The sequence below is a fragment of the Dokdonella fugitiva genome (genome assembly GCF_004342425.1).
GTDB lineage: Bacteria > Pseudomonadota > Gammaproteobacteria > Xanthomonadales > Rhodanobacteraceae > Dokdonella_A > Dokdonella_A fugitiva.
In genome coordinates, this window is the sequence record NZ_SLWQ01000010.1 from 70,655 (window position 1) to 96,289 (window position 25,635).

15 protein-coding genes are annotated in these 25,635 nt (G+C 70.2%); 6 read left to right on the forward strand and 9 right to left on the reverse strand.

Annotated elements, in window-relative coordinates; genetic code table 11:
• Nucleotides 1-105 precede the first annotated feature (105 nt).
• The 3 genes from EV148_RS15605 to EV148_RS15615 form a co-directional block, all read right to left on the reverse strand.
• Nucleotides 106-1,539, reverse strand: coding sequence for an NHL repeat-containing protein (locus EV148_RS15605; RefSeq protein WP_131999779.1), 1,434 nt, complete (start codon nucleotides 1,537-1,539; stop codon nucleotides 106-108).
• 108 nt (nucleotides 1,540-1,647) lie between these two features.
• Nucleotides 1,648-3,033: an NHL repeat-containing protein gene (locus EV148_RS15610; protein ID WP_158287502.1), complete on the reverse strand. Its 1,386-nt coding sequence runs from the start codon at nucleotides 3,031-3,033 to the stop codon at nucleotides 1,648-1,650.
• 164 nt (nucleotides 3,034-3,197) lie between these two features.
• Nucleotides 3,198-4,616: a hypothetical protein gene (locus tag EV148_RS15615; protein ID WP_158287503.1), complete on the reverse strand. Its 1,419-nt coding sequence runs from the start codon at nucleotides 4,614-4,616 to the stop codon at nucleotides 3,198-3,200.
• A 582-nt stretch (nucleotides 4,617-5,198) separates the two neighbouring features.
• Between EV148_RS15615 and EV148_RS15620 the strand changes: the two genes are divergently transcribed.
• The 4 genes from EV148_RS15620 to EV148_RS15635 all read left to right on the forward strand — a co-directional run bounded on the left by EV148_RS15620 (nucleotide 5,199) and on the right by EV148_RS15635 (nucleotide 12,043).
• Entirely contained in the window at nucleotides 5,199-5,873 is a 675-nt protein-coding gene (locus EV148_RS15620; RefSeq protein ID WP_131999782.1) for a response regulator transcription factor, read from the forward strand.
• A complete protein-coding gene (locus EV148_RS15625; RefSeq protein WP_131999783.1) occupies nucleotides 5,870-7,282 on the forward strand; it encodes a sensor histidine kinase in 1,413 nt (470 codons plus the stop codon). The genes EV148_RS15620 and EV148_RS15625 overlap by 4 nt, the downstream gene beginning before the upstream one ends.
• A gap of 392 nt (nucleotides 7,283-7,674) precedes the next feature.
• Nucleotides 7,675-10,881 (forward strand): efflux RND transporter permease subunit, encoded by a 3,207-nt coding sequence (locus EV148_RS15630; protein ID WP_131999784.1) that lies wholly within the window; start codon nucleotides 7,675-7,677, stop codon nucleotides 10,879-10,881.
• Complete coding sequence (locus EV148_RS15635) at nucleotides 10,868-12,043, forward strand: efflux RND transporter periplasmic adaptor subunit (RefSeq protein WP_131999785.1); 1,176 nt, start codon at nucleotides 10,868-10,870, stop codon at nucleotides 12,041-12,043. Before EV148_RS15630 ends, EV148_RS15635 begins: the two co-directional genes overlap by 14 nt.
• Nucleotides 12,044-12,050: 7 nt before the next feature.
• On the opposite strand, the gene EV148_RS15640 is transcribed toward EV148_RS15635, so the two are convergent.
• The 6 genes from EV148_RS15640 to EV148_RS15665 all read right to left on the reverse strand — a co-directional run bounded on the left by EV148_RS15640 (nucleotide 12,051) and on the right by EV148_RS15665 (nucleotide 18,419).
• Entirely contained in the window at nucleotides 12,051-13,370 is a 1,320-nt protein-coding gene (locus EV148_RS15640) for a hypothetical protein (protein WP_131999786.1), read from the reverse strand.
• Nucleotides 13,371-13,489: 119 nt separating this feature from the next.
• Nucleotides 13,490-14,839: a GTP-binding protein gene (locus EV148_RS15645; protein WP_131999787.1), complete on the reverse strand. Its 1,350-nt coding sequence runs from the start codon at nucleotides 14,837-14,839 to the stop codon at nucleotides 13,490-13,492.
• 112 nt (nucleotides 14,840-14,951) lie between these two features.
• A complete protein-coding gene (locus tag EV148_RS15650) occupies nucleotides 14,952-15,494 on the reverse strand; it encodes a YceI family protein (protein ID WP_131999788.1) in 543 nt (180 codons plus the stop codon).
• A gap of 24 nt (nucleotides 15,495-15,518) precedes the next feature.
• Entirely contained in the window at nucleotides 15,519-16,091 is a 573-nt protein-coding gene (locus EV148_RS15655) for a cytochrome b (RefSeq protein ID WP_241988121.1), read from the reverse strand.
• A complete protein-coding gene (locus EV148_RS15660) occupies nucleotides 16,088-16,690 on the reverse strand; it encodes a YceI family protein (RefSeq protein WP_158287504.1) in 603 nt (200 codons plus the stop codon). Before EV148_RS15660 ends, EV148_RS15655 begins: the two co-directional genes overlap by 4 nt.
• A 235-nt stretch (nucleotides 16,691-16,925) precedes the next feature.
• On the reverse strand, nucleotides 16,926-18,419 hold the full coding sequence (locus EV148_RS15665) for a GTPase (protein ID WP_131999790.1): 1,494 nt from the start codon (nucleotides 18,417-18,419) through the stop codon (nucleotides 16,926-16,928).
• Nucleotides 18,420-18,557: 138 nt separating this feature from the next.
• Between EV148_RS15665 and EV148_RS15670 the strand changes: the two genes are divergently transcribed.
• Both EV148_RS15670 and EV148_RS15675 read left to right on the forward strand, forming a co-directional pair.
• Complete coding sequence (locus tag EV148_RS15670) at nucleotides 18,558-22,118, forward strand: hybrid sensor histidine kinase/response regulator (RefSeq protein ID WP_131999791.1); 3,561 nt, start codon at nucleotides 18,558-18,560, stop codon at nucleotides 22,116-22,118.
• Between the two features lie 301 nt (nucleotides 22,119-22,419).
• The gene (locus EV148_RS15675; protein ID WP_158287505.1) at nucleotides 22,420-25,635 is read left to right on the forward strand and encodes a proprotein convertase P-domain-containing protein; all 3,216 of its coding nucleotides are present in this window, start codon (nucleotides 22,420-22,422) and stop codon (nucleotides 25,633-25,635) included.

Sequence of the window (25,635 nt, forward strand, 5' to 3'; positions counted from 1 at the left end):
GACGAATGGGATCCTGTCGCGCGCGAGTGCTGTTCGCGTGGGCGGCAGACGCGATGGTCCTGCGTGCCCGGCTTCTTGAGCCCGGGCCTCATCACGCTTTGCCGCCTACTCCAGGCCGTCGCTGAAGATCAGGTCGACGCCGAGGTCCGCAACGAAGCCATCGTAGATGTCCTGCCCCGTCGTCGCCGTGTCGCCCGAGACCAGGAGTCGCCCTTGCTGGAAGCGAACTCCGTTGAAATATCCGAAGCCGGCGGTGTCGGGCAAATCGTAGACTTTCCTGCCGCCGTCGCCGAAGGAGGTGTCGAGCGAGCCATCGCTCGCGAGGCGAGCAATGGCGGGATGGTTGCCGGATTGACCGGCGAGGACGACCTTGCCGTCGTCCTGCAAGGCGACCGCATTCGCCGCGTCGCTGCTCGCTTCATTCGCGCCGAATGCGATGCGCACGCGTCCGCCGCCGAAACTCGGGTCCAATGTGCCGTCGTCGAGCAGGCGAGCGACCGCCATGTCGGGATCGGCGAGGGCGGGGATCGGGAGATTGGCCGAGCCCGCAATGACGATGCGTCCATCCCGTTGCACCGCCAGGCTCCGGGCCATGTCCCGTTCTTCCGGAATGGCGCTGAAGGCGACAATGGCGCGGCCGGCGTCGCCGAAGCTGGCGTCGGGGCTTCCCCCAGGCGTGAGGCGCGCGACGGCGAAGCGCGCCGGGCCGTTCGGCGCGCCGCTGTAGCTGAAGCCGCCGACCACGATACGGCCTTGCCGGTCGAGGGCGAGCGCAGTGGGATGGTCTTTCACCGCCGATCCGACGATGTCGTCGAAGCTGATGGTCGCCTTGCCGCCGTTGCCGAACGTCGTGTCGAGCTGGCCGTCAGGCAGCAGCTGCGCGACGGCAAACTGCTCGTCCTGCGAGGTCGTCGACGTCGGGCCCGCGAGCACGATGCGCCCGTCGCCGCGCACGCGCACGCCGACCGCGGCCGAGAACTCCGAACCCGATCCGCTGAAATACACCGTAGCCCGGCCGTCGCCATTGCCGAACGAGGCGTCAGGCTCGCCGTCTGGATCGAGCCGAATGACGAGGAACCCGGCCGGAAGTGCGGACGGGTCGGCGTAGTAGTCGCCGACGACGACGATCCGACCGTCGTCCTGCACGGCGATGTCGATGCAGTCCGTCGAACCATCCGCGATGACGACGTGACCACTCGTCCCGAACCCTTCGTCCAGCGAACCCGCGGCGTCGAAGCGCGCGACGACGAAGGCGTCGCCGGAACCGACCGGATTCGGGGCGGCGTCGCAGACCACGATCTTTCCGTCCGGTTGGACGGCTGGCCGTGTTGCGAAGCCATAGTACGGTCTCGGCGTCCCCACCCATGCGATGCCGTGCTGGCCGAACGCGGGCAGGAGATCGCCTTCCGCGGCGCCGGCGCCGAAGCTTGTGAGCATCGCACCCGCGGCGCACACGAGCGCGCGTTTGAAATCCATTGGGTTCCCCGGCAAAGCCGCTATTCTAGGCGCCGCCTTGCCGCACCCGCAATCCGCGGGCACGCCAGTGGCTCGCGCGGCGTGCCAACGAGACGGCCGAGGCGGCCCGGGCGATCTTTCAAGGGCGCGGGACGCGCACGCCGGCGCTGAAGCGACTGCCGACGTGCGCCATCACGGTTGCACTTCGAAGCCGTCGGCGAAGACGGTGTCGATCACGATGCGGCCGGCGAGGAACTGCTGATAGTCGCCGGCGCCCGTGGTGACGCCACCGAACACGAGGTGGCCGCCGTAGACGCGCGCGCGCACGGCCGCGTCGAACAGCGCCCCGCCGAGGTCGAGCGGGATCACCTGCTTGCCCGCAAAGCCGAAAGTCGGATCGAGCTGGCCTGCGGTATCGAGGCGTGCCAGCGCGATATCGTTATTGTCCGTGTCGATGGATACGAAGCCGACCAATACGAGCTTGCCGTCCGGCTGCAAGGCCGAGCCGTAGGAAATGTCGCTGTTCGGCGCGCCGAGGTCGAACGGCACGGTGACCTTGCCACCATTTCCGAAGCCCGGATCGGGCGTGCCGTCCGGCAGCAGCTTCACGGCGGCGAAGTCGTAGCCATTGTCGGTGGCGACGCCGGTGAGGTAGATCGCGCCGTCCGGCCCGACGTGGAGTTCGAGCGCTTGGTCGTCGAAATCGCCGCCGATGTCGAAGGCGACGGTGACGCGGCCGTCGCCGCCGAAGTTCGGGTCGAGCGTGCCATTGGGCTTGAGCCGGGCGATCGCGAAGTCGAAGCTGTTGGCGCTGCCGTGTGCCGCGATGCCGGCGACGAGGATGTTGCCGTCCGCGTCGATCGCGACGCTCGAGGCGGTTTCGTCCTTGAACGCGGGATCGAGGTCGAAGTGCAGCGTGACGCGGCCGTCGCCATCGAAGCTCGTGTCGCGGCTGCCATCCGCGTTGAGCCGCACGATCGCGAAGTCGCGCCCCTGGCCGGTGACCTCGGCATTGCCGACGAGGATGAGCTTGCCGTTCGCGAGCTGCACGCCGTCGAGCGCGCGATCGTAGTTGGCGCCGCCCGCATCGAAGTTGATGAATGCCTTGCCGTCGCCGCTGAAGGAGGTGTCGAGCGTGCCGTCGACGTTGAAGCGCACGACCTCCATGTCGGTATCGTCGCCGCCGACATCGGTATCGGGGCCGTCGCCGATCAGGACGATCTTGCCGTCCGACTGCACGATCGTGTTGAACGACGTGTCGGTCGCCGCACCGGCCCCGACCGCGACGGTGGTCTTGCCGTCGAAGCTGAAGCTGGTGTCGGGATGGCCATCGCGATCGAGGCGCGCCACCGCGAAGTCGAAACCGGTGGCGGCGCCGCTGTCGACGACGCCGCCGAGGACGACTTTGCCGTCAGGTGCGATCGCCATGCCGTAGGCGGTGGAAAACGAGCCGAAGTCGACGACCGTGTAGCCGCCGGTGCCGAAGGTGGGGTCGAGGTCGCCGTCGCGTGCGAGCGCCGTGCCGGCGAGGGACGAGAGGATCAGCGCGGCCGTCAGGGTGGGACGAATCGAGGTCATGGCAGTTCTCCTATGCCTTGGAGAAACGCGGGAACATGCGTTTTTGCGACACGCGCCCGGGCTTCCCATGGGTGTAGCGCTCGGCCCGGCAGGCGGCGCCGGGGCGGATCCGCCATGGTCGAACGCGATGCGGCTGCCCCGGCGCGACGCGCGGCGTGACCGGTTCAGGGGGCATCGAATCCGTTCGCGAAGATCGTGTCGTCGGTCATGCGCGCAACGAACACGTCGATCGAATTCGCGCCCGTGTCGACGATGACGATGCCGCTTGCAAGGATGAAATCGCCGGCGAGCGCGAGCCCGAGGAAGGCCTGCGAGGACGGCAGCGTATGTTCGAAGTCGTAGCTGCGGCGGCCGATCATGCCGAAGCTGGCGTCGAGGTCGCCGTCCGGCTCGAGGCGGAACAACGTCGCATGGAGGCTGCCGTCCCCGGCGTACTGCGTGGCCCCGGCGACGAGGATGCGTCCATCGGCGCGCAGCCCGACGTCGAGGCCGTAGTCGAGCCCGCCCGGTATTTCATCGTAGGTCACGACCGTGCGGCCGCCGATGCCGAAGTTCGCGTCCGGCGAGCCGTCGGGCAGGAGCTTCACGACGCCGACGTCCTGGTTCGTGGGCAGCGAGGGCGAAACCTCGACATTGCCGCTGAGCACGAGCGAATCGTCCGGGCCGATGGCGAGACCGAACACCGCGTCGGCCTTGTCGAAACCCAGGTCGAAAGCGATCGTCGCGCGACCGTCGGCGTCGAAGTCGGGATCGAGCGTGCCGTTCGGGCGCACGCGCGCGACGGCGAAGTCGCTGCCTTCGCTGTCGTTGCCCTTGTCCGCGGCACCCGCGACGACGATGCGGCCCTGATGGTCGATCGCGACACGCGTGGCGGCGTCGTTCATGCTCGTGCTGCCGGGCAGGTCGAAGCCGAAGCCGAGCTTGCCGGCGAGATTGAAGCTTGCATCGGGCGTGCCGTCGGAGAGCAGGCGTGCGACACCGATATCGGTGCCATGGTTGCTGGTGGCGACGGTTCCGGCGAGGACGATGCGGCCATCGCCCTGGATCGCCACGCTCGCGAGGTCGTCGTTGCCGCTGCCGCCGGCGAGGTCGAATGCGATGACCTTCTTGCCCGTGCCCGCGCCGAACGTCGTGTCGAGCGTGCCGTCCGCATTGAGGCGCGCGACAGCGAAATCGTCGTGAGTGGCGCCGCCGTCGGCATTGGTGGTGCCTGCGACGACGATCTTGCCGTCGGCCTGCAGCGCGAGCGCCATGGCCACGTCGATGCCGCCGGAGCCGGAGAAGTCGATCGTGGTCCGGCCGTCGAAGCTGAAACTCGTATCGAGCGCGCCGTCCGCGGTGAAGCGCGCGACGAAGAAGTCGGCCGTGGTGCCGCTCGCCCGCGTGCCGCAGAGCAGGATCTTGCCGTCCGGCTGAACGACGGGCCGGCAAGCGGAAACGCCGCCGGTGGCGTCGGTGATGCCGGCGAGCGCGATGCCGCCCATGCCGAACGCGGGGTCGAGATCGCCATCGGCCGCGCTGGCGGTGACGCTGGCCAAGGCGAGGGACAGCGCGACGGTGAAACGCGAAGTGGTCGTGTTCATGGGATCTCCTTTGTCCCCGTGAAACGCAGGAGCGATCGGTTTCCGACATGCGCGCATCCGCAACGCCCGGGCTTGGCGCGGGCGGGCTGACCGGAAGCGCGCTGCGTCGGCCGGTCGGCAGGCAGGCGTCCCGTTCATGCCGGGCGGGCGCTGCCACGCCCCGCAGCACACAGGCTCCGCTCCGTCGTATGGCGTCGTTCGCGCGATCCCGGCCGCGTCCCTCGCCATTGCTCACCGCGCGCAGGGTCATTTCGGTGTCCATGTAAACCTCATGGAAACCGGGGACAGGTCGCCGAGCGGCGGCGCGACCTCGCGTGACTTGTGGTCGATGTCCCGGCTACTCGGCGAACCGCACCTCGTCGCGCGGGGCATCGCACTCCGCCCGTTGCTCGGCGACGCCGTGCCACACGAGCTCCGGGCTGCACATGCACCGATGGTCGAGGCGTTCGGGTCAGGGCCGCGGGACGAAGACGGCGCTCGAGCGCGATCTCGGGTCGAACAGCGCGCCGAGCGCGCTATGTGCCCCCGGCCTGCAGCAGGCGCGCACGCTGCGCTAAGCTGCGCCCGCAGGCACGGGGCAGCATGGCGCGAATCCTGACCATCGAAGACGACGCGGTCACCGCGCGCGAGATCGCCGCGGAGCTGCAGGCGGCGGGGAACGAGGTCGACTGCGTCGGCGACGGCCGCGCGGGGCTCGAGCGCGCGCTCGCCGGCGGCTACGACGCGATCACGCTCGACCGCATGTTGCCGGGGATGGACGGGCTCGAGGTCGTGTCCGAGCTGCGCCGTGCGGGCGTCGACACGCCGGTGCTCATGATCAGCGCGCTCAGTGACGTCGACGCGCGCGTGCGCGGGCTGCGCGCGGGCGGCGACGACTACCTGACCAAGCCGTTCGCGCCGGAGGAGATGGCCGCGCGCATCGAAGTGCTGCTGCGCCGCGGCGCGGGCGCGCGCGAAACGACCCTGCGCGTCGGCGACCTCGAGCTCGATCTCATCGCGCGCACCGCGCGCCGCGGCAGCGTCGTGCTCGACCTGCTGCCGCTCGAGTTCCGCCTGCTCGAATACCTCATGCGCCATGCCGGGCAGGTGCTCACGCGCACGATGATCTTCGAGGCGGTGTGGGGCTACCACTTCGATCCGGGCACGAACGTCATCGACGTGCACATCGGCCGGCTGCGCCGCAAGGTCGATGCGCCCGGCTTCGAGCCGCTGATCCACACCGTGCGCGGCTGCGGCTACGCGATGCGCACGTCGTGAACGCAAGCGACGCAGCATCCCGCCAGGACGGGCCCAGTGGCCGTTGGCGCTCGAGCACGAAGCGCCTGATCCTCGTGTACGGCGCGTTCTTCGTCGCCTGGACGGTCGTGCTGGTCGGCGCGATCCGCTGGCAGACCGCGAATTACCTCGACGGCATCGTCGACAGCATCCTCGAGCAGCGCCTGCGCTACCTGTCCTCGGTCGAGCGCACGCGCCTGCCGGCACTGCTCGCGGCGACGACCCAGCTCGACCTGCACGGGCTCATGGCCTCCGGCCTGTTCGATGCGCAAGGCCACTACGTGGCCGGTGACATCGAGCACCTGCCCGAGGGGCTCGCGATCGATGGCCGCGTGCACCCGCTGCCCGAAGGCGTGCAGCGCATCAGCGGCGAGCGTGCGGGCCGCATGCACGCGGTCGCGCTGCGGCTTGCCGACGGCGCGGTGATGCTGCTCGCGCGCGACTACCGCGTGGTCGACCAGGTCGGCGAGATCATCCGCAGTGGCCTCCTGTGGGCGCTGTCGCTGACCCTCGTGCCGGGCCTGCTCGGCGGCTACCTGCTCAGCCGCGGACCGTTGCGGCGCGTGCGCGCCATCGAGTCCGCGATACAGCCGGTCATGCGCGGCGATCTCGGCGCGCGCCTGCCCGTGTCCGAGCGGCGCGACGAGCTGGACATGCTGGCGGCGATCGTCAACCGCATGCTCGAGCAGGTCGAACGCCTGCTCGGCGAGGTCAAGGGCGTGTCCGACAGCATCGCGCACGACCTGCGCACGCCGCTGACGCGCCTGCGCACACAGCTGCATCGCGTGCAGCAGCTCGGCAGCGAAGGCGATCCGCGCAGCCAGCTGGTCGAGCGCTGCATCGTCGAGGCGGACGCGCTGCTCGACCGCTTCCGCGCGCTGCTGCGCATCTCCGAACTCGAGGACATCGGGCGCCGTGCCGGCTTCGCCGCGGTCGATGTCGGCGATACGCTGCGCCGCGTGCACGAACTGTACGCACCGCTCGCGGAGGAGAAGGAGATCGCCTTCGCACTCGAGGCCGACGCCGTGCCGACGCTGCGCGCGGACGGCCACCTGCTGTTCGAGGCGATCGGCAACCTCGTCGACAACGCGATCAAGTTCGCACCACGCGGCGGCCATGTCGTACTGCGCGCCGCGAGCGAGGACGGGCGCGCCGTCATCGAGGTCCTCGACGATGGGCGTGGCATCCCCGCCGACGAGCGCGATGCGGTGCTGCGACGGTTCTACCGCAGCGCCGCGTCAGGCGCCGACGACGCCGTCGGCCATGGCCTCGGCCTGCCGCTGGTCGCCGCGATCGCGCGGCTGCATGGCTACGCCTTCACCATCGCCGACAACGCGCCGCATGGGACGCGGATGCGGCTGGTGTGTTGGCTGGTTGACGACGGGCCCTGACGCTTTTCGCTCCTGCACGAGCGCGGCGCATGTCACCAGCAGGAGCGCACCCTGTGCGCGACCGTCGCGCCTCGGTGTGCTGCGACGCTGCGGCCGCCCAGCGTGAGCTCCTGCAGGTGCACACGCGCGCGATGGGAGCGCCCTGAGCGCCGGCCTGCGCGCTGCGCTCGGCGCGAGCGGAACGGTGGCGTGGGGCAGCAAGGATGGTTGCCCGCCGCCGCCTCCGCCACTCCCGATCCACCCCCATACCTGCCCACGATCCCCAATACCTCCCATGCGCCCAGCCCTCAGCCCCGGCCCCGGCCTTCATGAACAATTCTTCATCCGGCCGAGCCTTGGTAACCCGCTCCATGCACCGATAATCCGCGGCTGCAGCACCATTGGTCTTCCGCATGATCGGTATCGTCCGCGTCGCGCTCACGCGCCCGTACACCTTCGTCGTCCTCGCGCTGCTCATCCTGATCACCGGCGTCCTCGCCGCGTTGCGCACGCCGGTCGACATCTTCCCCGAGATCCGCATCCCGATCATCGGCGTCGCCTGGCAGTACACGGGCCTGTCGCCGGAAGAGATGGCCGGGCGCATCGTCACGCCGTACGAGCGCGCGCTGACCACGACCGTCAACGACATCGAGCACATCGAGGCGAGCTCGTACAACGGCTTCGGCATCGTCAAGATCTTCTTCCAGCCGAACGTCGACATCCGCACCGCGAACGCGCAGGTGACCGCGATCTCGCAGACGGTGGTCAAGCAGATGCCGCCGGGCACGACGCCGCCGCTCATCATCAACTACAGCGCGGCGACCGTGCCGATCATCCAGCTCGCGCTGTCCGGCCATGGCCTGACCGAGCAGAATCTCGCCGACCTCGCGATGAACACCGTGCGCACGCGCCTGGTGACCGTGCCCGGCGCGGCGATCCCGTATCCGTTCGGCGGCAAGACGCGCCAGGTGCAGATCGACCTCGACCCGGCCGCGCTGCAGGCGCGCGGCCTCTCCGGCCAGGACGTCGCCAACGCGCTAGCCGCGCAGAACCTCATCACGCCGGTCGGCACGCAGAAGATCGGCGACTTCGAATACAACGTGCTGCTCAACAATGCGCCGAAGGACATCGAGGCGCTCAACGACCTGCCGGTCAAGGCGGTCAACGGCTCGATGGTCTACATCCGCGACGTCGCCCACGCGCACGACGGCAATCCGCCGCAGACCAACATCGTGCACGTCAACGGCCAGCGCTCCGTGCTGATGTCGGTGCTGAAGAGCGGCGCGATCTCCACGCTCTCGATCATTTCGGGCATCAAGGACAAGCTGGCCGAGATCAAGCCGCAGCTGCCGGACAACCTCGAGATCGCCCCGGTCGGCGACCAGTCGCTGTTCGTCAGCGCGGCGATCGGTGGCGTGGCGAAGGAAGGCGTGATCGCCGCGCTTCTCACCAGCGTCATGATCCTGCTCTTCCTCGGCAGCTGGCGTTCGACCGTGATCATCGCGATCTCGATCCCGCTGTCGGTGCTCGGCGCGATCGCGATGCTCTCGGCGGCGGGCGAGACGCTCAACATCATGACCCTCGGCGGCCTCGCGCTCGCGGTCGGCATCCTCGTCGACGACGCGACCGTGACGATCGAGAACATCAACTGGCACCTCGAGCACGGCAAGGACGTCGAGACCGCGATCATGGACGGTGCCGCGCAGATCGTGACGCCCGCGTTCGTCTCGCTGCTGTGCATCTGCATCGTGTTCGTGCCGATGTTCTTCCTCGACGGCGTCGCGCGCTTCCTGTTCGTGCCGATGGCCGAGGCGGTGATGTTCGCGATGGCGTGCTCGTTCATCCTGTCGCGCACGCTCGTGCCGACGATGGCGAAATACATGCTGAAGCCGCACGCGGCGCACGCCGACGCGCACGGCGGCGACGCCGCGAAGCCGCCGTCGCGCAACCCGCTCGTGCGCTTCCAGCGCGGCTTCGAGGCGCGCTTCGAGCGCGTGCGCGCGGGCTATCATGGCGTGCTCGAGCTCGCGCTCGGCCACCGGCGCGCGTTCGTGCTGGGCTTCATGGCGTTCGTGCTGGCCTCGTTCGCGTTGCTGCCGTTCCTCGGCCGCAACTTCTTCCCCGCGGTCGACGGTGGCCAGATCCTCATGCACGTGCGCACCCAGGTCGGCACGCGCGTGGAGGAGACCGCCAACACGTTCGCGCGCATCCAGCAGGCCGTGCGCGGCATCATCCCGCCGGGCGAGCTCGCGGCGATGGCCGACAACATCGGCATGCCGATCAGCAGCATCAACATGACCTACAACAACACCGGCCTCATCGGCTCGCAGGACGGCGACATCCAGATCGCGCTCAAGGAAGGGCATGCGCCAACCGAGGAGTACGTCAAGCGCATGCGCGAAGAACTGCCGCGCCGCTTCCCGGGCGCGACGTTCTCGTTCCTGCCGGCCGACATCGTCAGCCAGATCCTCAACTTCGGCGCGCCGGCGCCGATCGACCTGCAGATCCGCGGCCCGAACGTTGCCGCCAACTTCGCCTATGCGCAGAAGCTGCTGGCCCAGGTGCGCCGCGTGCCCGGCGTCGTCGACGCGCGCATCCAGCAGTCGCTGTCGAGCCCGGGCCTCAAGGTGGACGTCGATCGCAGTCGCGCGCAGTACGCGGGCGTGACCGAGCGCGACGTCACCAACAGCATGGTCGTCAACCTCGCCGGCTCCAGCCAGGTCGCGCCGACGTTCTGGCTCAATCCCGCCAACGGCGTGTCCTATTCGATCGTCATGCAGACGCCGCAATACGCGGTCGACTCGCTCGCCGACTTGCGCAACCTGCCGGTCACCTCATCCTCGGGCGGCTCGCCGCAGGTGCTCGGCGGCATCGCCGACATCGACCGCACCACCTCGAGCGCGGTGGTGTCGCAGTACGACATCCAGTCGATGGTGCAGATCTTCGCGACGACGCAGGGGCGCGACCTCGGCGCGGTCGCTGCCGACATCTCGCGGATCATCGACGCGAACAAGGCTGACCTGCCGAAGGCCGCGACGATCGCGATGCTCGGCCAGGTGAAGACGATGAACAGCGCGTTCGCGGGCCTGTCGTTCGGCCTGCTCGGCGCGATCGTGCTCATCTACCTGCTCATCGTCGTCAACTTCCAGTCGTGGAGCGATCCGTTCGTGATCATCACCGCGCTCCCGGCTGCGCTCGCCGGCATCGTCTGGATGCTGTTCGCGACCCACACCACGTTGTCCGTGCCCGCGCTGACCGGCGCGATCATGTGCATGGGCGTCGCCACCGCGAACAGCGTGCTGGTGATCAGCTTTGCCCGCGAGAAGCTCGACGAACTCGGCGACGCCACCGCCGCCGCCCTCGAAGCCGGCTTCGTGCGCTTCCGCCCCGTGCTCATGACCGCGCTGGCGATGGTCATCGGCATGGCGCCGATGGCACTCGGGCTCGGCGAGGGCGGCGAGCAGAACGCGCCGCTGGGCCGCGCGGTGATCGGCGGCCTCGTCTTCGCGACGGTCGCCACGCTGCTGTTCGTGCCGGTCGTCTTCAGCATCATCCATTCGCGCCACGGCAGGAAAGCGCCCGTGGCCCCTGCCATCGGAGTTCCCCATGTCGCCGTCTGATATCCGTAAAACGAAGCGCGGCCTGCGCATCGCCGGCATCGTCGGCGCCGTGGTCGCGATCGCGATCGTTGCCACCGGCGTGCTCGCGCGCAGCCGCGGCGACGCCCGCCTGCGCGAATGGACCGAGGCGCAGGCGATCCCGACCGTCGCGGTCGCGCCGCCGGGCGCGAGCGCGGACGGCGACGAGCTCAAGCTGCCCGGCCGGCTCGAAGCCTATGCGCGCGCGCCGCTGTACGCGCGCACGAGCGGCTACCTCAAGAGCTGGAGTGCGGACATCGGCACGCCGGTGAAGGCGGGCCAGTTGCTCGCCGAGATCGAGACGCCCGACCTCGACCAGCAGCTGCAGCAGGCGCGCGCCGACCTCGCCACGGCGCAGGCGAACGAGAAGCTCGCCGGCATCACCGCCGAACGCTGGCAGAAGATCCTCGAGTCGAACGCGGTGTCCAAGCAGGACGTCGACGAGAAGACCGGCGACCTCGCCGCCAAGCGCGCGCTGGTCGCGTCGGCGAAGGCGAACGTCGACCGCTACGTCGCGCTGAAGGGTTTCACGCGCATCGTCGCGCCGTTCGACGGCATCGTCACCGCGCGCAACACCGACGTCGGCGCGCTCGTCAATGCAGGCAGCGCGGCGGGGCAGGAGCTGTTCGTCGTATCCGACACGCGCAAGCTGCGCGTCTACGTGAACGTGCCGCAGACCTTCGTGCCCGACGTGCCGCCCGGCACGAAGGCGACCCTCACCGTGCCCGAACATCCGGAGAAGACCTACACCGCGACGGTCGAGGCCTCCGCGCAAGCGGTCAATGCGCAATCCGGCACGACGCTGATGCAACTCGTCGTCGACAACAGCGCCGGCGAGCTGCTTCCCGGTGCGTATGCGAACGTGAGCCTCGCCCTGCCGCACGACGCGACCGCGCTGAGCGTGCCGGCGAGCGCGTTGATCTTCGACGCGGGTGGCCTGCGCGTCGCCACCGTGGGCGCCGACAACCGCGTCGTCATGAAGCCGGTGACGATCGCGCGCGACTTCGGCAAGACGATCCAGCTCGGTTCCGGTCTCGCGCCGGACGACCGCGTGATCATCAACCCGCCCGACGGCGTGGTCGCCGGCACCGAGGTGCGCATCGCGGGCAATGCGGAGCCAGCAGCGCCGTCGGCGAAAGGGTAGTCCCGGATCACTCCGCCGCGTCGAGGCCGTCGCGGAAGAGGCCGTCGCCGTCGCGCCATGCGCCCGCGTAGAGCGCGAGGCCGCCGCTCGTGCCGTAGGCGCCGGCGAGCAGCAGGCGGTTCGGTGCGAGCAGTACGCTGCCGAACGACAGGCCGCCGATCGACTGCAGCAAGGTCTGCTCGCCACCGCCCGGGAATGTCGCATCGAGTGCACCGTTGGGCAGCAGGCGCGCGACGCGCACGGCGGCCGCTTGCGAGGTGGCGCGCGCGATCACGACCTTGCCGTCCGCACCGAGCACGGCATGCACGTCCGGGAAGCCGAGCCCGTCCTCCTCGCCGCCGAAGTCGACGATGCGGATGCCCGCGTCGCCGAACCCGGTATCGAGCGCACCACTGGCGGTGAGCTTGAACGCGGTGATGCGTCCCTTCGCCGAACTGCCTCCCGCGAGCGAAGCGCTGTTGCCGATCGCGACGATGCCGCCGTCCGGCGTGGGCAGCACGCGCTGCACGGCCGAGTTCGCGTCGATCGGCACGACGATCGTGCCGCCTTGGCCGAACGTCGTGTCGAGCTCGCCGTCGGCGAGCCGCCGCTGCACCGCCATCGTCGCTGCATTCGTGTTCGCGCTGCCCGCGAGCAGGATGCGTCCCTGCGCATCGAACGCGAGTGCGAGCGGCGAATAGCAGCACGGCGCGGACAGCGTGAGCACGCCGCCGTCACCGAACGAGGCATCGGGCGTGCCATCTTCGGCAAGCCGCACGAGCGTGTGCGACGGCACCGTGCCGACGAGGGCCCAGGTTCGCGATTCCGCGTCGGCAAAGAGGCCGTAGACGGTGTTGTTGCCGCTGCCATTGCCGAGCGCGAGGCGCACGCGACCAGCGTCGCCGAACGCGGGATCGGGCACGCCGTCGATGAGGAGGCGCGCAATGCCGGTGTCGTTGCCGCTGCCGATGCGCCCGGCGACGACGACCTTGCCGCCCGGCGCGGTGGCGATCACGCTCGCGTAGGCGGGGTAGTCGGCCGCGCCGTCGCTGAAATCGACTCGCGCGACGCCAGCGTCGCCGTAGCCTCCGTCGACCGCTCCATCGGCGGTGAAGCGGGCGACGACGAATCTGGTCGCGCGGCTGCCACTACTCACACCCTCGGTGGAGGCAACGAGCACGTTGCCGCCCGCGTCGATGGCGGTATCGGCGCTCACGACGTAAAAGGGCGATGTGACGAGGCGCGTGGCGAGGCCGCCGCCGGCGAAGCCGCCGTCGGGGTCGCCATCGGCGGCGAGTGCGGCGACAGGCGCGAGCAGGGCGGTGAAGAGCAGGGATCGAAACGACATGGAAACCTCGCGGATGCGGTCGGCGCAGGTCGATCAATAAGGATGTCCGCGACGAAAGCTATCGCGAGGGCAGCGCGCAGCCCGCACGGCGCCGGTTGCCGCAGCCGGTCGAGCGGGCGTCACGCGGCGCGCGTGCGCAGCCGCCTCAGGATCTCCTCGCGCGCCTCGCGCAGGATCGAGTCGCGGTCCAGGCTCGCGACGATGTCGGCGACGACGCGCTTGGGGCCGAGCTCGCCCCAGGACTTGCCGGCGACGAGGTATTTCTCCGCGGCGCGCCCCACCAGCTCGGTCGCATACCACGCGAGCGCGCCCTGCGCGCCCGCGGTGACGACCGTCGATACGCCGGCGCTCAGGCCCTTGAGTGCCGATGCGACGAGGTGCACGCCCCAGATCGCGCCCATCAGCACGGCGAGCTGCGCGGTGATCACCGCGATCAAGGCGCCGGCTTCGCTCTTCGTGAGCGGCAGGCCGTAGACGCGGCCGAGATGCATGACGAGCGCAGCGTCGAGCGCGCCTGCGGCGAGCAGGTCGGCGACCGGGATCGGGTTCAACGCGACCGCGACGGCCTTGGCGATGCAGTACTGGCGGATCACCGTGCCGGCGAGTTCGCGCCGCGCCTCGGCGATGCGCGCGCCGACCTGGTCGGCGACGCGGCCGGCGAACAGGCTCGCATTGAGCGCAGCGAGCGTGCGGCCCTCGCGTTCGAGCACGGCGACCAGGCGCGCGCGCAGCGCGCCGAGCTCGGGCGTCTGCTCGACGAGTTCGGCCTGCTCGCTGCCGTCGGCGGCGACGCGCACGCGCTTGATCGCGGCCGGCTGCGCGGCGATCGCGACGACGTCGTCGGCGCGCACGAGCCCCGCTGCATGTTCGCGCAGGCGCTCGAGCAGGCGCTCGCGCTCGTCCTCGCCGTAGCGGTCGGCCTTGTTGAGCGCGAGCAGCAGCGGCCGCTCGGTGCGCGCGAGCGACACCAACGCGTCGCGCTCGCGCTGCGTCATGTCGCCGTCGACGACGAACACGACGAGGTCGCTGACACCGGCGACGTCGTAGGCGAGGCGTTCGCGCGCCTCGCCGTCGAGTTCGTCGATGCCTGGCGTGTCGATGAGATGCACGCCGCCGCCCGCGACCTCCCGCCAAGCACGCTGGCCGGCTTCGCGCGTCGTGCCGTGCAGCACGCCGACGGTGAACGCATCCTCGCCGAGCAACGCATTGGCGAGCGCGGACTTGCCGACGCTGACGCGGCCGAACACGGCGATATGCAGCTCGCCGCGTTCGAGCTTGCCGAGCATCGATTCGAGCCGCGCGAACTCCGCCGCGAGACTCTCGCGCACGGCCTTCGGAATCTGCGGATCATCGAGCAGCGCGCGCAGGCTCTGCGCCGCCTGGTCGCCGTGCGCGCCACCGTCGTCCGCACGCGCGGGTTCCCGCGCGAAGCGCGAACGCAGCCGTTGCCAGATCGAAGGTTCACTCATCGGTCATTCAAGGCAAAAGATGTCGACACGGAGCGCACAGAGCACACGAAGAAGGAACGCAGAAGAAAGCTTCCTCCGTGTGCTCCGTGTTTCGATCTTTCCGCTTATGCCGCTACTTCCCCGTCAGCACGAGGTGGCCGTGGACGGAGACGTCGGCGCCGACGTCGGACCAGTCGCTGCCGGCGCCGAGGCCGAAGTCGGCGCGCTTGAGCACGGTGGCGACGTCGAGCGTGGCGGTGTCGCCGCTTTCGGCGAACGTCACCGCGAGCGTGACAGGCTTGGTCTGGTCGCGGATCGTGAGCTTGCCCTGCGCGGTCACGCTGCCGTCCGCGGCCGTGGCGAACGACTCGGTGACGAAGTGCGCCTTCGGGAATTTCGACACGGCGAAGAAATCGCTGCCCTTGAGTGCATCGTCGCGCTCGGCGCTGGCGGTGTCCGCGCTCGCCAGATCGACGCTGACGTCGAACTTGCCCTTCGACGGGTCCGCCGCGTCGTAGGCGATCGTCGCGTCGAACGTCCTGAAGCTGCCAGTGAACGCCTCGCCCTGGTAGCTGCCCTTGAAGCCGAGCGTGCTCTTGGACGCGTCGACCGCCCAGTCGCGCGCGGACGCGGCGGCGGGCAGCAACAGCAGGGCGAACGTCAGGGTGCGCAACATGGCGGTTCTCCGGCAGGTATGGGTTCAGCCGATGCGCGATCGGCGTTGCGGCAGCATACGGCGCAATACCTCGTCGCGATTGACGAACTGATGAACGAGCGCGGCCGCCGCATGGCCGGCGGCGACGAGCACGAGGGTCCAGAACAGCCATTCGTGCGCTTCCTTCGCGATGTCCTTGAGCCCGGGTGCGGCACCGCCGGTGAGGCTCGGCATCGGCACGAGGCCCCACCAGATAAGCGGGCGCAGCGCGGTCGCCGAATCGAACAGCCAGCCCGACAGCGGCACGGCGAACAGCAGGGCATAGAGCAGGGCATGCCCGACGCGCGCGCCGGCCACCTGCCAGCGTGACATCGATGCGGGCTCCGCGGGGCGCGGATCGAACAGGCGCCAGCCGAGGCGCAGCACGGCGAGCAGCAGGATGGTCAAGCCGAGCGACTTGTGCAGCGTGAACCAGGCGATCACGCTCGGCTTCTTCGGCAGCTCGACCATGACGAGGCCGAGCGTGCCCTGCACGAGCAGCAGCGCCACGATCGTCCAGTGGAAGGCCTTGGCGAGGGTGCCCCAGCGCGTCGCATCGCTCTTGAGCGGCATCGTCATTCGTCCTTCTCGGGTGCGGCGGCGTCGCGGTCGCGCAGGCCTTCCACTTCGATGCGCAGCTCCACGTCGGCGCCGATCACGTCCTTGTAGCGCGTGATGCCGAAGTCGAAGCGCGGCAGGGTCGCGGTCGCGGAGAAGCCCGCCTTCTGCCTGAAGGCATAGGGATCGTTGCCGACGCGGTTGAGGGTGATCGCGAGATCGAGCGCACGCGTGACGCCGTGAAAGGTGAGGTCGCCGTGGACGACGCCGTGGTTCGCATCCGTCTGCTCGATGCTTCGACTCGTGTAGCGCGCGGTCGGCCAGCGCGCGGCGTCGAGCAGCTGGCCCGACGTTGCGGTGTCGTTCCACTTGGCATCGCCGAGATCGAGCGAGGCGAGGTCGACGACGACGTCGACGCGCGCGCTGCTCCAGTCGGCGGGATCGAACTGGAACCAGCCTTCCCTGACGCGCAGGCGCCCGTGCGGACGCGAGAAGCGCTGGTGGTCCACGGCGAACAGGACCTGGGTGTGGACGAGGTCGAAGCGGTAGGTCTCCGCCGCCGCGCGCGCCGGGCCGGGGGCCGCGGAAGCGGCTGCCGCGAACACTGCGGCGATGCGCATCGGACGAAGCAAGGACGATGGCGTCGGCATGCGGCGAGCTTGGCAAAAACCCCGCACGGGCGCCACCGCCACGCGGTGAACGCTGCGTTGCCGGAACGTGCCTTCCGATCCTCGCCGGCGCCGCGCTGGCCCGCAGGGCGGTACGCGCGCAGCGCGTGCCGCCGGGTGGCATGTCGGCCCGCGAAGACCGGGGCTCCTGCGGAAGAAGCGCGGCCGCGATGCCTGCAGCCCCGGCTCAGTCCTCGGCCCTCGTTTCCCGCGCCGCCGCCAACGCCACCCGCGCCACCCGCTCGAGCCGCTCGCGCGCGGGCTCGGCGAGCAGCGCGCGCACGCGCGTCTCGACGTCGGTGGTATCGAGCGTGGCGCGCTCGGCGAGCGTGTCGGCGACCGCGTGGCCGAGGCTGTCGAACACGAGCCCGTAGGCGATCGCGTGCAGCACGCCGCCGCCGAGCGTGCCGAGGCCGGGGAATGCCTTCATCGCGTTGCCGGCGATCGCGAGTACGAGGGCGCTCGTGTTGCGCACGGTCAGGCCGACGCGGGCGAGCAGGGTTTCGACATCGAGTTCGCGCACGGCGACGCCGTGGATGCGCGCGAGTTCGCGCACGAGTGCGGTGCCGAGCGCGCCCTGGATCAGCAGGTCGCTGCCCGGCGCCACGGCGGCAAGCGCGCCGACGACCGCGCGCCGCGTGTACTTCGTGATCGCGAGCTCCGCCTCGCGCCGCGCCGCCGTGCGCGCGAGTTCATCGCCGCGACGGCCGACTTCGGCGAGCACGGCCGCTTCGCGCGCGGGTTCGAGTGCTTCGGCGCCATGCGCGGCGATCGCGCCGAGCGCGTCGAACAGGGGCGCGAGTTCGGCGGCGCGTTCGCGCTCGACCTTCTCGCGGCGCCCGTCGGCGAGCGCGCGCTCGTAGCGCTCGCTACCGCCGGCGCTGATCGCGACGATCGCGCGCGCGATCGGCGCATAGCGCTCGCGGAAGCGGCCGAGCAACGCCGCGCGCTGCGCGTCGTCGTAGAGGTCGGCCTTGTTGAGCGCGAGCAGCAACGGCTTGCCGAAGCCGGCGAGCCAGCGCAGTTCGGCATCCTGCGCGCGGGTGAGATCGGCGGCGGCGAGGTAGACGACCGCGTGCGCGCGCAGCGCCTCGTCGCGCGCGAGCTGCTCGCGCACGGCGCCGTCGACCTCGCCCGTGCCGGGTACGTCGGCGAGGACGAGTTCGCGGCCGTCGTCGAGGCGGCCGCGATGATGGGCGACGTGGTGCGTGGTGCCGCCGCGCACGTCGATCTCCGGCGCGGCCTGCGGCGCGAGCGCACGGACCAGGCTCGACTTGCCGGTCGAGATTTCGCCGAACAGGGCCACGTACAGCTCGCCGCTTGCGCGGCGGCGGTCGAGTTCGGCGAGCTCCGCTTCGAGCGCGGCGGTCGCCACCGCCCGCTCGCGCAGGCGGTCGATGCGCACGTCGACCTCGGCGCGCGATACCGGTGGCGCCGTGGGCACGGCGGCCGGATGGCGGGCCGGCCGCGCGAGCCGCCAGAGCAGCCAGCCGAGCGCGCCCGCGAAGCCGGCCGCGGCAGCGAGCAAGGGAATGCGCAGCCACGGCGGCAGCTCGGCGAGGCGCTGGTAGAGCTCGAGTACGCCGTTGAGCGTCGTCACGACGAGACCGAGCAGCAACGCGGCGCCGAGCGCGAGCGCGGCCGACAACACGAGTCGCAGGGGCAGGCGCGGGCGTGGCATCGGCGCATCCTAACCGGGTTTGCCGGCGGGTCGCTGCCCCGGCGCCGGCTCCGCCGCGCACCGCCCGGTGCGCGCCCGCACGTGTCCACTTTGGGATTCCGTCGTCATGCATGGCAGTATCGGCGTGGGAGGGGTCCCATGCGTCGTTCGTTCCGCCGGTTGGCCGCAGTGTTGTTGGGGGTCGCGTGGCTCGTCGCCGCGCGCGCGGCGGCACCGCCTGCGCCACCGCAGTTCGTCCTGCTCGGCGTCGCCGACGGCGTGCCGTCGAGCCTCGTCTACAAGATCGTGCAGGACCATGACGGCTTCATCTGGATCGGCACGCAGGACGGGCTTGCCCGCTACGACGGCGTCGGCTTTCAGGTGTACCGGCACGATCCGACCGATCCGGGCTCGCTCGCCTCGAACGACGTGTCGGCCCTGCTCGTCGATCGCGACGGGCGCCTGTGGTGCGGCGGCGAGGCGTCCGGCCTCAATCGGCTCGAGGCCGACGGGCATACGTTCACGCACTGGATGCACCGCCCGAACGACCTGTCGACGCTCGGCAGCAACGACCTGTTTTCGATCGAGCAGGATGCTGCGGGTGCGATCTGGGTCGGCACCTATCTCGGCGGACTCAACCGGCTCGAGCCGGACGACACGTTCACCCATGTCGACCACGACGCGGAGGATGCGACGAGCCTGCGCTCGAGCAATGTCTACGCGCTGCTCGGCGATGCGCAGGGCCGGCTGTGGATCGGCACCGACGAAGGACTCGACGTGCGCGATGCCCAGGGTCGCCTCGTCCATGTCGACCTGCCGCCGATGGACGGCCGCCCCGGGCCGCCGATCATCATGAGTTTCCTGCCCGAGGCCGACGGCAGCATGCTGGTCGGTACGCGCAAGGGCCTGTTCCGCGTCGATGGCGCACTGCGCTACCGCGAGGAGATCGCCGCGTCGACGCCGGCGCTGATGGTGTCTGCGCTCGCGCGCGATGCCGACGGCGGGCTCTGGCTCGGCCAGCTCACCGGCATCGCGCGCCTCGATGCGCGCGGACTCACCCGCTACAGCACGGAAGAAGCCGCGCCGGGCGCGTATCCGGGCACGCGCACGATGGACATCTTCCGCGATCGCGAAGGCGGCCTCTGGTTCGCCGTCCACGACGGCGGCATCGCGCGCCTGCCGCCGCACTGGGCCAACTTCGCCTCGTTCCGCCATGCGCCCGGTGACGCGAGCACGCTCTCTCGCGCGCGCGTCAAGGCGGTCGCCGTCGACGGCTCGCGCGCGGTATGGGTCGCAAGCGGCAACGACGGCGTCGATCGCATCGACCGCGCCACGGGCGTGCTCGAGCGCTGGGGCGAACGGCTGCACCTGCCGAAGAAGCGCGTCGAGGCGCTGCTCGCCGACGGGCGCCACCTGTGGGTCGGCCAGCGCGGCGAGTTGCGGCGCTTCGACCTCGACACGCTTGCGGCGAGCGAGTTCCCGGTCGACGTCGCGCGCGCCGACGCGTTGCCGCAGGGCTCGGTCGACCATCTCGTGCGCGGCACCGACGGCAGCGTCTGGGTGAGCGTCCTCGGTGGCGGCATCGCGCGCATCGCCGGCGAACCACCACGCGTGGTGCGCCGCTACACGCCTGCGACGCACGACCTCGACGACGCCGACATCACCGCGCTCGCGCTCGACCCGCGCGGCGAACCGTGGATCGCCACCGCGAGCGGCGTCGAGCACCGCGTGCCGGAGCGCGACGTCTTCGAGTTCGTCGCCGGCGGGCCGAAGGAGCGCATCCATGCGCTCGCGTTCGCCGCGGATGGCAGCCTGTGGCTGCATCGCCTCGGCATGCTCGAAAACTATTCGATCGACGGCGGCACGATGCTCGTGCGACAACGCTTCGACGCCGCCAAGGGCTGGCCGACATTGCAGGCGCATGCCCTCGCGGTTGCGAAGGACGGCACGCTGTGGGTGACGTCGCCGCGCGGGCTCTGGCGCGTCGACCCGGTCTCCCGCGCGTTGCGGCGCTTCGACGCGCGTGACGGGCTGCCGAGCCAGGAGTTCATCGCCGGCGCGCTCGCCCAGGCCGACGACGGCACGCTGTTCGGCGGCACGCTCGGTGGCCTCGTCGCGTTCGACCCGCCGGCGTTGCACCTGGACGCGGCGCCGCCGCGCCTGGTCATTACCGCGCTCGATGTACAGCGTGGCGGCGCCACCGTCGCGCTGGATCCGGCGCAGCCGATCGAACTGCAGCGCGGCGACGTCGACCTGCACGTGGTTGCGCGCGCGCTCAGCTACGCGAACTCGTCGGCTAACCGTTACCGTTTCCAGCTCGCCGGCTTCGACCAGGACTGGATCGACACCGACCGTGGCGAACGCATCTGGTCGCAACTGCCCGCGGGCGAGTACCGCTTGCACGTCGGCGCGACCAGTGCGGCCGGTGCGGGCACGGAGCTCTCGCCCCCGCTCGTCGTGCGCGTCGCGCGCGCGCCGTGGGCGACGCCGGCGGCGTACGTCGTCTACGTGCTCGTCGCATTCGCGGCGGCGCTGCTCGCGCTGCGTTCGTATCGCCAGCGCGTGCGCCGACGGCACGTGCTCGCGCTCGGCGAGGAGCGCCGCCGCGCGGCCGAGCAGGTCGCCGAGGCGAAGTCGACGTTCCTCGCGACGATGGGCCACGAGATCCGCACGCCGATGACCGGCGTGCTCGGCATGAGCGAACTGCTGCTCGGCACGCCGCTCGACGAACGCCAGCGCGGTTACGCGCAGGCGATCCACCACTCCGGGCAGATGCTGTTGCGCCTGGTCAACGACAGCCTCGACATCGCGCGCATCGATGCAGGCAAGTTCGTGCTCGAGGACCAGCCTTACGACCCGGTCGCGCTCGGCCGCGAGGTGATCGAGCTCGAACAGCCGGTGGCGCAGGCGAAAGGCGTCGCGCTCGCGCTGCAGGTCGCCGAAGCGGTGCCGGAGAAGGTCTGGGGCGACGCGTTGCGCATCCGCCAGATCCTCCTCAACCTGCTCAGCAACGCGCTGAAGTTCACCGAACACGGCCACGTCGAACTCGCGCTCATGCGCTACGGCGACCGCTTGCGCTATCGCGTGTCCGACACCGGCCCCGGCATGGCGGAGGAGTTGCAGCAACGCCTGTTCAATCGCTTCGAACAGGCGGCGGGTGTCACGCGGCGGCACGGTGGCAGCGGCCTCGGCCTCGCGATCTGTCGCGAACTGACGGTGCTGATGGGTGGCACGATCTCGGTGTCGAGCCGGCTCGGCGAGGGCACGCGGTTCGACGTCGACCTGCCGATCTACGAAGTGCCGGCCGAGCAGGCGCCCGCGGCCCCCGTCGCGCCTGCGGTGACGCCGGTCGCGCTGGACGTGCTGCTGGTCGAGGACGACGAGACCGTGGCGGAGGTCGTGGTCGGGCTGCTCGGCCGCCTCGGCCATCGCGCCGTCCATGTCACCAACGGCCTCGCCGCGTTGACCGCGTTCGAAACCGGGCGCTACGACCTCGCCCTCGTCGACCTCGACCTGCCCGGCATCGATGGCCTGCAGTTCGCGCGCCTGCTGCGCTCGCGTGGCCACGCGGACCTGCCGCTCGTCGCGGTCACGGCGCGGTCGGTCGGCGACGAGGAAGCCCGGATCCGCGCCGCCGGCATGGATGCGCTGCTGCGCAAGCCGCTGACCAGCACGATGCTGGCGGAAGCCATCGCCGCGGCCGGCAGCTCGCGGCGCTGAGTCCCCTGCGGCGCCGTATCCCCGATCGGCCGGAACTCCTCCCGCGCCGCCCCTTGCCCCGGCCCGCAATGCGGAGCTAGAGTCATCCTCTGGACGGATGTGATATTGGGTCTCCGGGCGCTCGGCCGGGTCCATGGGGCCGGGACGCTGTGGCAACGGGGAACGATCTCACGGACGCGTGGCGTGCGCTCTCGTCACGCGTGCTTGCGCGTGGCCAGGGGCACGAAGGGTGCCGGGCTTCGGCCCGGTCGGGGTACCACGATCCGCATCGGCTGCCGCCGATGCCATTGGGGAGAGTTCCATGACGCTGTTGAAGCGCTGTCGTTTGGCGGGTGCGACGCTCGTCGTGCTCGGGCTGGCGTGGTCCGCCAGCGTGGCGGCCTCGGGGCCGCAGACCAAGGAAGAGCAGGTGGCCGGCCAGATGCAGGTCGGCGTGTCGTACCACAGCGACGTCTCGCTGCCGCTCTACATCATGACCACCGGCTGGCGGGAACACAACATGGAGGAGGCCGCCGAAGAGGCTGCCGAGAATCCTGCTTGGGGTTTCCCGAAGCGCCATGTCGACAGCGTCGATCCGGTCGTGCAGAACCTGATGTCGCCGATCTCGTCGATGCCGCTGCCGATCCTCAGCTTCGACGGCCAGCCGAACGGCTGCGGCTGCGCACCGCCGGACACCGATGGTGAAGTCGGCGCGACGCAGTACGTGCAGATGACGAATGGCGGCGTGCAGGTCTTCGACAAGGTCACGGGTGCCTCGATCCTCGGACCGGTCAGCACCGCTTCGTTCTGGAGCGGTTTCGGTGGCGTCTGCGAGAACAATGGCCACGGCGACCCGGTCGTGCTGTACGACCAGATCGCGCAGCGCTGGCTGATCAGCCAGTTCGCATCGGCGACGTCGAACATCACCGACGAGTGCATCGCGGTGTCGACGACGTCGGACGCGACCGGCACGTACAACCGCTATGGCTTCCACCTCGGCTCGGCCTTCTACGACTACCCGCACCTGGGCGTGTGGCCTGACGGCTACTACATGAGCATGAACGTGTTCAACGCCGCGGGCACCGCCTATCTCGGCCCGCAGCCGTACGCGTTCGACCGCGCCAAGATGCTGGCGGGCGCACCCGTGACGACCTTCATCTCGACGGCGGCGCCGCTCGGTGACACGTTCGCGCCGATGCTGCCGGCCGACCTCGACGGTTCCACGCTGCCGCCTGCCGGCGCGCCGAATCCGTTCGTGTTGTTCCCGGATTCGGGCAACTACGACATCTATCGCTTCCATGCCGACTTCACGACGCCGGCCAACTCGACGTTCACCGCGGTGGCCAATCCGCCGGCGGCGGCGGGCTTCACCGCGGCGTGCACGGCGGGACGCAACTGCGTGCCGCAGAGCGGCAATGTCGCCAGCGATCGCCTCGACGGCATCGCCGACCGCCTGATGTTCCGCCTCGCCTATCGCAACATCAACGGCCACGAATCGCTGCTCGGCAACTACACCGTGCAGTCGAACAGCGTGACCGGCGTGCGCTGGTTCGAGCTGCGCAACGTCACCAGCGGCACGCCGATCGTGTTCCAGGAAGGCACCTACCAGCCCGATACCGATTGGCGCTGGATGGGCAGCATCGCGATGGACGCGAACGGCAACATCGCGCTCGGCTACAGCGCATCGAGCCCGACGATCAACCCGCAACTGCGCTACGCCGGCCGCCTCGCCGGCGATCCGATCGGCACGCTGCCGCAGGCCGAAGCGCACCTGTTCGACGGTGCCGGCCACCAGACGGGCACCAGCGGCCGTTGGGGCGACTACAGCGACCTCACGGTCGACCCGGTCGACGATTGCACGTTCTGGTTCACGAGCGAGTACTACTCGACCACCGGCTCGTTCGCGTGGAAGACGCGCATCGGCAGCTTCAAGTTCCCGAGCTGCAGCCTCGCGCCCGGCTTCAGCCTGAGTCCGACGCCGGCGGCCGTGTCCGTCTGCGCGGGCACGCCGGCCAACTACAGCGTCGCGGTCGGCGCCGTGTCGGGCTTCACCGGCTCGGTCACGCTCTCGCTCGCGGGCAACCCGGCGCCGAGCAGCGGCACGTTCACGCCGAACCCTGTCACCGTCGGCGGTTCCAGCAGCCTCGCGGTCAACACCACGGGCGTCGCCTCGGGCACCTACCCGTTGACGATCAACGGCACGGCCCCGGGCGCGACGGACCAGTCGGCCGGCGTCAACATGACCGTGTTCGCGGCGGCGCCGGGTGCGCCGACGCTGACTGCGCCCGCGAACGGCGTGAACGGCGTGGCACTGCGCCCGACCTTCACCTGGACCGGCAGCAATACCGAGTCGTACCTGCTCGAAGTCGCCACCGATGCCGGCTTCGGTTCGATCGTGCTGACCCAGTCCGTGACCGGCACGACGTTCACGCCGGCGGCCGACCTGACCGGCAACACGACGTACTTCTGGCGCGTGACGCCAACCAATGCCTGCGGTGCGGGCACGGTGTCGCCGACCTTCAGCTTCACGACCGCCAACCTCATCTGCCGCAGCCCGGCGCTCCCGATCACCGACAACTCGCCGGCCGGCGTGAACGACCAGCTCGTCGTGACCGATCCGTCCGGCGCGACGCTGACCGACCTCAAGCTGGTCATCAAGGCGACGCACACCTGGGTCGGTGACCTCAAGTTCACGCTGACCAAGTCGCCGGGCAGCTCGATCGTCATCGATCGTCCGGGTTTCACCGGCTCCGGCTTCGGCTGCAGTGGCGACAACGTCGACGTCGTCATCGACGACACGTCGGGTACGCTCGTCGAGAACCAGTGCAACACGACGCCGCCAGCGCTGTCGGGCAACGTCAAGCCGAACAATCCGCTGGCGACGCCGTTCCTCGGCCAGACCCTCGCCGGCACGTGGACGCTCAACGCATCCGACAATGCGAACGGCGACACCGGCACGCTCGACCAGTGGTGCCTCGTGCCCGCGACGAGTGGCGGCACGACGTACACCGTCGGCGGTTCCGTCAGTGGCCTGTCCGGCAGTGGCCTCGTGCTCTCGCTCAATGCGGGCGCGCAGACGCTGCCGATCGCCGCCAACGGCTCGTTCACGTTCCCGACCGGCTTGGCCGACGCTTCGCCCTACGCTGTCACCGTCGGCACGCAGCCGGCCGGCCAGAGCTGCTCGGTCGCCAATGGCAACGGCACGGTGTCCGGTGCGAACGTGACCAACGTGGCGGTGACCTGCACCGACATCACGTACACGGTCGGCGGCACGGTGACGGGCCTGCTCGGCGACAGCGTCACGCTGTCGCTGAACGGCACCGAGAGCCTGCCGGTCGCGAGCGACGGCTCGTTCACCTTCGCGACGCCGCTCGCCGACGGTGCCTCGTACGCGGTCACGGTGCAGACCCAGCCGGCTTCGCCGCCGGAAGTGTGCACGGTCGCCAATGGCAGCGGCTCGATCGCCGGCGCGAACGTGACGTCGGTGCAGGTGTCGTGCATCGACCGCATCTTCGCGGACGGCTTCGAGCTGCCCTGA

Coding starts and splice junctions, on each gene's coding strand:
- EV148_RS15610 (WP_158287502.1), bottom strand. CDS start 3,033: ATGACCTCGATTCGTCCCACCCTGACGGCCGCGCTGATCCTCTCGTCC.
- EV148_RS15615 (WP_158287503.1), bottom strand. CDS start 4,616: ATGAACACGACCACTTCGCGTTTCACCGTCGCGCTGTCCCTCGCCTTG.
- EV148_RS15620 (WP_131999782.1), top strand. CDS start 5,199: ATGGCGCGAATCCTGACCATCGAAGACGACGCGGTCACCGCGCGCGAG.
- EV148_RS15630 (WP_131999784.1), top strand. CDS start 7,675: ATGATCGGTATCGTCCGCGTCGCGCTCACGCGCCCGTACACCTTCGTC.
- EV148_RS15635 (WP_131999785.1), top strand. CDS start 10,868: ATGTCGCCGTCTGATATCCGTAAAACGAAGCGCGGCCTGCGCATCGCC.
- EV148_RS15640 (WP_131999786.1), bottom strand. CDS start 13,370: ATGTCGTTTCGATCCCTGCTCTTCACCGCCCTGCTCGCGCCTGTCGCC.
- EV148_RS15645 (WP_131999787.1), bottom strand. CDS start 14,839: ATGAGTGAACCTTCGATCTGGCAACGGCTGCGTTCGCGCTTCGCGCGG.
- EV148_RS15650 (WP_131999788.1), bottom strand. CDS start 15,494: ATGTTGCGCACCCTGACGTTCGCCCTGCTGTTGCTGCCCGCCGCCGCG.
- EV148_RS15655 (WP_241988121.1), bottom strand. CDS start 16,091: ATGACGATGCCGCTCAAGAGCGATGCGACGCGCTGGGGCACCCTCGCC.
- EV148_RS15660 (WP_158287504.1), bottom strand. CDS start 16,690: ATGCGCATCGCCGCAGTGTTCGCGGCAGCCGCTTCCGCGGCCCCCGGC.
- EV148_RS15665 (WP_131999790.1), bottom strand. CDS start 18,419: ATGCCACGCCCGCGCCTGCCCCTGCGACTCGTGTTGTCGGCCGCGCTC.
- EV148_RS15670 (WP_131999791.1), top strand. CDS start 18,558: ATGCGTCGTTCGTTCCGCCGGTTGGCCGCAGTGTTGTTGGGGGTCGCG.
- EV148_RS15675 (WP_158287505.1), top strand. CDS start 22,420: ATGACGCTGTTGAAGCGCTGTCGTTTGGCGGGTGCGACGCTCGTCGTG.